Annotated in this window: 8 protein-coding genes; 4 read left to right on the forward strand and 4 right to left on the reverse strand. The window is 72.7% G+C overall.

What is annotated here, in order from left to right:
• Positions 1 to 634: MFS transporter (locus HW578_RS19540; RefSeq protein WP_198372389.1), on the reverse strand; the 634-nt coding region annotated here is incomplete at its 3' end.
• Between the two features lie 278 nt (positions 635 to 912).
• On the opposite strand from HW578_RS19540, the gene HW578_RS19545 reads away from it, so the two are divergent.
• A complete protein-coding gene (locus HW578_RS19545) occupies positions 913 to 2,376 on the forward strand; it encodes a glycosyltransferase family 61 protein (RefSeq protein WP_198372390.1) in 1,464 nt (487 codons plus the stop codon).
• Between the two features lie 148 nt (positions 2,377 to 2,524).
• Here HW578_RS19545 and HW578_RS19550 read toward each other — a convergent pair whose 3' ends face one another.
• The gene (locus HW578_RS19550; RefSeq protein WP_198372391.1) at positions 2,525 to 3,667 is read right to left on the reverse strand and encodes a sulfotransferase family protein; all 1,143 of its coding nucleotides are present in this window, start codon (positions 3,665 to 3,667) and stop codon (positions 2,525 to 2,527) included.
• A gap of 149 nt (positions 3,668 to 3,816) precedes the next feature.
• Between HW578_RS19550 and HW578_RS19555 the strand changes: the two genes are divergently transcribed.
• The gene (locus HW578_RS19555; RefSeq protein WP_198372392.1) at positions 3,817 to 4,956 is read left to right on the forward strand and encodes a CaiB/BaiF CoA transferase family protein; all 1,140 of its coding nucleotides are present in this window, start codon (positions 3,817 to 3,819) and stop codon (positions 4,954 to 4,956) included.
• Between the two features lie 9 nt (positions 4,957 to 4,965).
• On the opposite strand, the gene HW578_RS19560 is transcribed toward HW578_RS19555, so the two are convergent.
• Complete coding sequence (locus HW578_RS19560) at positions 4,966 to 5,358, reverse strand: metallopeptidase family protein (RefSeq protein ID WP_198372393.1); 393 nt, start codon at positions 5,356 to 5,358, stop codon at positions 4,966 to 4,968.
• Between HW578_RS19560 and HW578_RS28255 the strand changes: the two genes are divergently transcribed.
• Positions 5,305 to 5,703 carry a 4a-hydroxytetrahydrobiopterin dehydratase gene (locus HW578_RS28255; RefSeq protein WP_369407935.1) on the forward strand — a complete coding sequence of 133 codons (399 nt, stop codon included), beginning with the start codon at positions 5,305 to 5,307 and terminating at the stop codon, positions 5,701 to 5,703. The two genes, HW578_RS19560 and HW578_RS28255, sit on opposite strands and share 54 nt — an antisense overlap.
• Before the next feature lie 114 nt (positions 5,704 to 5,817).
• Here the strand turns inward: HW578_RS28255 and purD are convergent, their stop codons facing one another.
• Positions 5,818 to 7,086, reverse strand: a complete 1,269-nt coding sequence (purD, locus tag HW578_RS19570) for a phosphoribosylamine--glycine ligase (protein WP_198372395.1) — start codon at positions 7,084 to 7,086, stop codon at positions 5,818 to 5,820.
• A gap of 48 nt (positions 7,087 to 7,134) precedes the next feature.
• Here purD and xseA point away from each other — a divergent pair.
• Positions 7,135 to 8,091 (forward strand): exodeoxyribonuclease VII large subunit (xseA, locus tag HW578_RS19575; RefSeq protein ID WP_198372396.1); only part of this gene is annotated, 957 nt, incomplete at its 3' end.

Here is an 8,091-nt window from a genome sequence, read left to right on the forward strand (position 1 = left end):
CCGTGGCCGCGCTCAGCAGCGGCGCCCATTCCCCGCGCAGCAGCCCGCCCGCGCGCGCCGGCGCCGCGCCCGCCCCCGCACCGCGCGGCAGCGCGAACCACAGCGGCAGGAAGGACGCCGCGCAGACGGCGGCCGAGAGCCACAGCCCGGCCCGCCAATCCCCGCCCAGCAATGGCAGGACCACCAGCGCGATGCCGATGCCGAGCGGCCAGGCCATCAGCATCAGACCGAGTGCGGGCGCCAGCGCCGCGCCGGAGAACCGGTCCAGCACCATCTTGGCGCAGGCGATCGCGAGCAGCGCGCCGCCCACGCCCGAGACCAGGCGCCCCGCCATCGCCGTGCCGAAGCCGCCGGCCAGCGCCAGCACCGTCCCGCCCAGCGCCATCAGCGCCACGCCCGCCAGCAGCACGCCGCGGTCTCCCAGGCGCGCCATCACCCAGCCGGCCGGCAGTGCCACCGCGATGCCCGCCAGCGAATAGGCGCCGATCAGCGTGCCCAGTTCGGTCCAGTCCGCCGCCAGCGTGCCGATCAGCAGCGGCCCCAGCGCGCCCATCACCTGGAACTGCGCCCCCATCGCGGCGCGCGAGGCGGCGAGGATGCCGAGCTCCATCCAGCGGTTCGGCGCGGCGCCCATGCGTGCCCATCCATCGATGGCGTTCGGCCATCGACCGCCGGCGGCACCATACCCGCATCGCGCCGCGATGCGATCCTGGGGCGCCGCTGGCCGCCGCGCGCGCGCGCATGCTAACCACCTGGGCAACCCGGTGGTCCCGGGAGGCCACGCAGGGCACGGGAGGGGGAGAGCCGGGTGCTTCAGCAGAACGCCGCGGCGCGGCCTTCCGCGCAGTACGCGCGGGGTGCGACACCGCGCGGGTCGCAGGACCCGAATGGCTGGGCCCCGTCCCCGCCGGCATGACCGCCGAGGACGCCGCCGCCTTCACCCGGCACCTCGTCGCGCTCGAGGCCGCGGCGGACTGGTCCGCCGCCGCCGAGGCCTTCGAGGCCGCATCCGACGACCTGCGCACGCCGCGCGGCATCCTCGTCTATGTCTTCGCCGCCGTGGCGCTTGGCGATGCCGCCAGGGTCGAGAGGGCCACGCAGGTCGCCATCGCCGCGCAACTGCCGCGCGGCGACCGCGTGAATGCCGCCCGGCGCCTGGCCGGCGGCGGCCACGGCACGGCTGCGCTCGCGACGCTGATCGCCGATCCAGACATCTTCCGCGACGATGGCGTGCTGACCCCGCTCGGCCCGACCTTGCGGCTGGTGCAGGGCGCGCTCGCCGACAAGGCGCTGCAGGCGGCGCTGCAGACCGCCTGGAAGCGCTTCGCCAACCTGGCCGAAGCGACGCCCGCCCCGACCGAATTCGCCTATGCGCCCGCCGCCCCGCTGCCCGGCGGAGCACCCGGCTTCAGCCTCGAGATCCGCTTCGCCGATCCGGCCATGGCCGCGGAGGCGCGCGCCCTGCGCCAGCTCGACCGGCAGTTCCAGGCGACGCTCGCCAACGACCGCGTGCCGGCGGTGAGCGCCTGGCACGATGTCTTCGTCAACGACATGGGGCAGATCTGGACACCGGACCGTCGCGTCATCCGAACGCATCGCTGGCCGCTGCTGCGCCAGTCGCGCCTCGCGATGGAGACGGCGCCGCGCATCCCGGAGGCGATCTTCGCCTTCAACGAGGCCTCCAACTTCTACCACTGGTACGCCGAATGGCTGCCCTCCCTGGCCTGGTATCCGCCGGGGCGGACCCCGCCGATCCCGCTGCTGCAACCCGCCGCCCCGCCGCCTTTCATAGCCGAGAGCCTGGCCATGGCCCTGGGCGAGGCGCTGCCGCTGATCAGCGCCGGCAAGGCGGTGCATGTCGGGCGCCTGCTGGTCATGCCGGCCGGTCTGCCATGGCTGACGCGCTTCGACGCCTATCGCCCCATGCTGGCGCGGATCGTGGCCGCGGCGGCGCGCGCCGCGCCCGGCGGCGGGCCGCGGCTGCTCTACATCTCACGCGGTGGGGCGGGCGCGCGCCCGCTCGCCAACGAGACCGAAGTCGAGGCCACGCTGGCGGCCGAGGGCTTCGAGGTGGTGACCTTCGCGGGCATGCCGCTGGCGCGCCAGATCGCCCTTGTGCGCGGGGCAGCGTGCATCGTCGCGCCGCATGGCGCGGCGCTGGGCCATCTTCTGACCGCGCGGCCGGGCACCCGGGTGCTCGAGCTGATGCCGGTGGCGCCGGGATGGCGCGACCCGCGCTTCTGCATGGTGCGGCTGTCGCGCGTGATCGGCCATCGCCACACGCTGTGGCTGGAACCCTCGCATGGCGCGCAGGAGCGATGGCGGGTCGACGTGCCGGGCATGCTTGGCGCGCTGCGGGAGCTGCTGGCGGATTGAGCCCATGCCCGCGGGCCGAAGGCTGCACCTGTGGCCGCCCGAGGCGCCGGGCAGGCATCCGCGGCCCTTGGTTTCGCCGCGTGCGCGGCGGCCGCTATTCGGCGGCCCGGCGCTTCGGGCCGCGGATCAAAACGTGGTGCGCCGCGCATCAGTCGCGGCGAGGCGGCGCGCCCACCGTCGAGAGCGGGCGCGAGAGCCACTGGCCCACGAAGGCTATCTCGGGCCGACAGGCCTCGGCAATCTCCGCCAGGGCCTGGTCGTGATCCGGCTGGATGCGTGCCGGCTCGGGGCCGCCATGGTCCCCGGCGGTGTTGAGGCGGGGGATCGCCGGCGGGCGCGGGAAGCCGGTGAAATGCGCTACGGCGTCGAGGAAGTCCTCCAGCGCATCCTGCCGCCCGAGCACGTAGCTGCGCGCCTTCAACGCCTCTCGGACATGGCGCATCGTGGCGCCGCCGAACACGGTGCGAAGCTGCGCGTTGATCGTGACCTTCCGGAAGCCGCCGGAGCTGCGGAAGGCCTCGAGCAGGGTGAGGTCCCGTATCGCGCAGTGCAGAGGGTGCTCCGCCGTCGCGCGGATGTAGTCGTAGAGCGAGACGGCGCGCTGCACCGGGTCGCGGAACACCGCGAGGAAGACATTCTCCCGCACGCCCGCCGTCGCCGCCGCGTTGTTGACGTCGATATGGCCGGTAACCAGCAGGTAGCGGTGGAAGAAGGCGGGGTCGGCCCGCACCTTCGCCGTCAGTTCGGCCGGATTGGTATAGAACACGAGGCCGCGGAACATGCGGTCGAAGACGCGATTGAGGCTGGTGCCGGCGGTCTTCGGGATGTGCAGGAAGTGGTACAGCGGCACGAGCCGCGGCTCGAGGCTGAAGGGTAGGCGCAGCGCGCCATGGCCGGCCGGATGGGGCGCGCCCTCAGAGGCATCCAGCGCATATTCGCGCGAGAAGCGCCGGCCCGCGTTCTTCTTGAACTCCGGGCTGCGCATCACGAAGAACATCAGGTCGACGGCGGTCATCGTGGCGGCGCGGTAGCGCGGGCCGAGCGCGGCATCCTCGGGGGCGCGGCCGAGCAGTGCGCCGTAGATCGCCGCGACCTCCTCGTCGGTCACGAGGCGATCTGCGTTCGCTCTCGGGCGATGGCGCCAGCGCCAGTCCTCGCCATCGAGAAGCGCAGCCAGCAAGGTGTCGAGATCGGCCGAGGCCATCAGGGCCACGACGGTCGCCTCGTCCTCGGGGTCGCGCCCGAGGAGGCGGCGATAGGCGCTGATGATGTCGTCGCGACCGAAGGCCATCGATGATCCTTGCGGCAGCGGGGCCGACGCCGCAAGCCGGCGGCCTGCCGCTCGGGGCGTCGGGTCGTGCCCGGACCGGCCGCCCGGCAACGACCTTAGCGTTCGGCGGAAACGCCCTATGCTGCGTCGAGCCGTTGGGAGACAGACGCATGAACCTGCCGCTGGAAGGTGTCCGCGTGATCGAGGTCGGCCAGGCGCTGGCCGGCCCGCTGGCCGGCGCCATCATGGCCGACATGGGGGCGGACGTGATCAAGGTGGAGAAGCCCGATGGCGGGGACGACGCCCGCGCCTGGGGCCCGCCCTTCGGCCCGGATGGCGTCACCTCGTTGTATTTCCACGGGCAGAACCGCAACAAGCGCTCGGTACGGCTCGACCTCAAGCGGGCGGAGGATGTCGAGGCGCTGCACCGGCTGTGCGAGAGCGCCGACATCCTGATCCAGAACCTGCGCGCCGGCGTGGTCGAGGAGATCGGCATCGGCCCGGCCGCGATGACGGCGCGGCATCCGCGGCTGGTCTATTGCTCGATCTGGGCTTTCGGGAATGCCGGGCCGCTGCGCATGCGCCCGGGCTTCGACCCGCTGCTGCAGGCCTATGGCGGCATGATGAGCGTGACCGGCCGTCCGGAGGACCCGCCCACCTTCTGCGGCGCGTCGATCAACGACAAGGCAACCGGGATGTTCACCGTGATCGGCGCGCTGGGCGCGCTGCGCCGGCGCGACATCACAGGCCGCGGGGGCATCGTCGATACATCCCTGTTCGAGACTGCGGTGCATTGGGTGGAGGGGCAGGTGAACAACCACCTGTCCACCGGCGTCGTGCCGACGCGCCACGGCACCGGCGGCGCGGTGATCGTGCCCTACCAGGTGTTCGACACCGCCGACCGGCCGCTGTGTCTGGCCGCCGGCAACGACCGGCTGTGGGCGCGTTGCGCCCAGGTGCTGGGCCATGCGGAATGGGCGGCCGACGAACGCTTCGCGAAGGGCCCCGCGCGCGTGCGCAACAAGGCGGAGCTGATCCCGATGATCGCACATGTGCTGCGCACCCGCCCGCGCGATGAATGGATCGCCGCGCTGGAAGCCGCCGGTGTGCCGTGCTCCCCGGTCAACGACATCGGCGAGGTGGTGGCGAGCGAGCAGTTCGCCGCCATGGACATGGTGCAGGCGCTGCCCGGCGGTGGGCCGCGCGTGGTGGGGCTGCCGATCAGCTTCGACGGCGTGCGGCCGCGCTCGGTGCGCGGCGCGCCGGCGCTGGGGGAGCACGATGCCGAGGTGCTGGGCCGGGGCGGCTGACCGGCGCGGTCAGTCGCCATCCTCGAGCCGCGCGATATCCTCGTCCGACAGGCCGAAATGGTGGCCGATCTCGTGGACCAGCACGTTGCGGACCAGGCGGAACAGGTCCTCCCCGGTCTCGATCCATTCCAACAGGATGGGTTCGCGATACAGCAGGATCCGGTCGGGCTCGCGCGGAATGTCGCCGACCGACTTCGCGGTCAGCGGCACGCCCTGATACAGGCCGGTCAGCTCCCAGGGGCTCTCGAGGCCCATCTCGCGCAGCGTCTCGTCGTCGGGCACGTCTTCGACCAGGATGGCGGTGCCGCGCACCAGGTCGCGCAGCGGCGCGGGGATTGCCGCGAGCGCGTGCTCGGCCATCTCCACAAGGTCATCGAGGCCGGGCGGGGTCGAGAAACGCATGGCGCCTCATGCGCGGCACCACCGCCCGGCGTCAAGCAAACGGAGACGCAGATGGTCGAGAAACTGGACGCCGCCGCACGCGCGAGCCTGGCCGCGGACCTGCCGCACTGGTCCATGGTGCCCGGCCGCGACGCCATCACCCGGAGCTTTCGCTTCGCCGACTTCAACGCCGCCTGGGGCTTCATGTCCCGCGTGGCACTGCTGGCCGAGAAGCGCGACCACCACCCCGAATGGTTCAACGTGTGGAACCGCGTGGAGATCACGCTGAGCACGCATGACGCGGGCGGGCTGAGCGCGCGGGACGTGGCACTGGCGAAGGGGATCGATAGGGTGGTCGCTGGGTGATGGGGCGCGCGCGGGGAGGGCTCTGCCCTCCCCGGACGCCACCCGCCAAGGGGCCGTTGCGCCTTGCTGGGGGAGGTCCGGAGGGGGCAAAGCCCCCTCCGCCGCGCCCTCGCCTCACAGCGCCCGCCAGCCGATATCCCTCCGGCAGAACCCACCCGGCCAGTCGATCGCGTCCACCGCCGCATAGGCCGCCGCCTGCGCCTCGGCGAGCGTCGCGCCGGTGGCGGTGATGCCCAGCACGCGCCCCCCGGTGGCGATCAGCGCGCCGTCCTCGCGCCGTGCCGTGCCGGCGTGGAAGACCTGCACGCCCGGCATCTGCGCGGCGCGTTCGATGCCGCGGATCTCGCTGCCCTTCGCATAGGCGCCGGGGTAGCCGCGCGCGGCCATCACCACCACCAGCGCATGCAGCGGTTCCCAGCGCAGGTCGAAGGCGGCGAGCTCGCCATCGCAGGCGGCCAGCAACGCCGGCAGCAGGTCCGACCGCAGCCGCACCATCAGCGCCTGGCATTCCGGGTCGCCGAAGCGGACGTTGAACTCGATCAGGCGCGGGCCGTCGGCGGTGATCATCAGCCCGGCAAACAGTACGCCGCGGAACGGCGCGCCGCGGCGTGCCATCTCGGCGAGTACGGGGCGGATGATGCGCGCCATGACCTCGTCGCGCAGCGCGTCGGTGAAGACGGGCGGCGGCGAATAGGCGCCCATGCCACCGGTGTTGGGTCCGGTATCGCCGTCGCCCACCCGCTTGTGATCCTGTGCGGCGCCGAGCGGGATGGCGGTCTCGCCGTCGCACAGCGCGAAGAAGGACACTTCCTGCCCGATCAGGCATTCCTCGATGAGTACTGTTGCGCCCGCGCTGCCATGCACGCGCGATTCCATGATGTCGGCGACGGCCGCCTCGGCTTCGGCGATCGTCGCCGCCACCACCACGCCCTTGCCGGCGGCCAAGCCATCCGCCTTCACGACGATGGGTGCGGCTTGCGCACGGATGTAGGCCTTCGCGGCGGCGGGATCGGTGAAGCGCTGCCAGCGTGCGCCTGGTGCGCCGGCGGCGTCCGCGACCTCCCGCGTGAAGGCCTTGCTGCCCTCGAGCCGCGCCGCCGCTGCCGATGGCCCGAAGCACTTGATCCCGGCTGCCGCGCAGGCATCCGCGAGCCCCAGCGTGAGCGGCGCTTCCGGCCCCGCCACCACCAGGTCCACCGCGTGTTCCTTCGCGAAGGCCACCAGCGCGACGATGTCCTCGGCGCCGATCGGCAAGCACTCCGCGACCTCGGCGATGCCGGCATTTCCCGGCGCGCACCACAGGCGCGTGAGCAGCGGCGAGGCCGCGATCGCCCAGCACAGCGCGTGCTCCCGCCCGCCGCCGCCGACCACCAGGACTTTCATGTGACCACCCCGTTCCGCACCGGGGGCGCCTTAGCATAGGGTGGCGCCATGGACACGCCCGCCACCAACATTCCCGACTACAGCGTCTCGGACCTGGCCGGCGCCATCCGCCGCACGCTGGAAGGCGCCTTCGGCCGCGTGCGCGTGCGCGGCGAGATCACCGAGATGAAGCGCTACCCATCCGGCCACGTGTATCTCTCGCTGAAGGACCAGGATGCGAAGATCGAGGCGGTGATCTGGAAGACCGCGCTGCGCAACATTGGCACCATGCCCGAGAATGGCGTGGAGATGATCGCGACGGGCCGCATCTCCACCTATGCCGACCGGTCGAAGTACCAGCTGGTGATCGAGCGCCTGGAATATGCCGGCGAGGGCGCGCTGCTCGCGCGGATCGAGGCGATGCGCAAGCGCATGATCGCCGAGGGCCTGTTCGACGACGCCCGCAAGCAGCCCATCCCCCGCCTACCCGCAGTGATTGGCGTCGTGACCAGCGAGAAGGGCGCGGTCATCCAGGACATCCGCACCACGATCCTACGACGCTTCCCACGCCGCATCCTGCTCTGGCCGGTGCCGGTGCAGGGGCAGGGCGCGGCGGAGCAGATCGCCGCCGCCATCCGCGGCTTCGACGCCATCGCGCCCGGCGGGCGCGTGCCCCGCCCCGACGTGATCATCGTTGCGCGCGGCGGCGGTTCGCTCGAGGACCTGATGGCCTTCAACGAGGAGATCGTCGTCCGCGCCGCGGCGATGTGCTCCATCCCGCTGATCAGCGCGGTGGGGCACGAGACCGACACGACGCTCATCGACTTCGCCTCCGACCGCCGCGCGCCGACGCCGACCGCCGCGGCGGAGCTCGCCGTTCCCGCGCGCGTGGACCTGCAGGGCGCGCTCTCGCAGATCGGCGCGCGGCTCGTGCAATCGGCCGCCGGCGCCCTGAACGCCGCCCGGCTGCGGCTGCTGCGCGCCGAGCGCGGCCTGCCCGACGTTCCCGCGCGCCTGGCGCAATCG

This window comes from Roseomonas rosulenta, from assembly GCF_016106005.1.
In the GTDB taxonomy this organism is placed as follows: domain Bacteria; phylum Pseudomonadota; class Alphaproteobacteria; order Acetobacterales; family Acetobacteraceae; genus Neoroseomonas; species Neoroseomonas rosulenta.

Excerpts from the sequence above, each read along its gene's own strand:
- HW578_RS19560 (WP_198372393.1), bottom strand. The coding sequence starts at position 5,358 with ATGCGTTTCTCGACCCCGCCCGGCCTCGATGACCTTGTGGAGATGGCC.
- purD (WP_198372395.1), bottom strand. The coding sequence starts at position 7,086 with ATGAAAGTCCTGGTGGTCGGCGGCGGCGGGCGGGAGCACGCGCTGTGC.
- HW578_RS19550 (WP_198372391.1), bottom strand. The coding sequence starts at position 3,667 with ATGGCCTTCGGTCGCGACGACATCATCAGCGCCTATCGCCGCCTCCTC.
- HW578_RS19545 (WP_198372390.1), top strand. The coding sequence starts at position 913 with ATGACCGCCGAGGACGCCGCCGCCTTCACCCGGCACCTCGTCGCGCTC.
- HW578_RS19555 (WP_198372392.1), top strand. The coding sequence starts at position 3,817 with ATGAACCTGCCGCTGGAAGGTGTCCGCGTGATCGAGGTCGGCCAGGCG.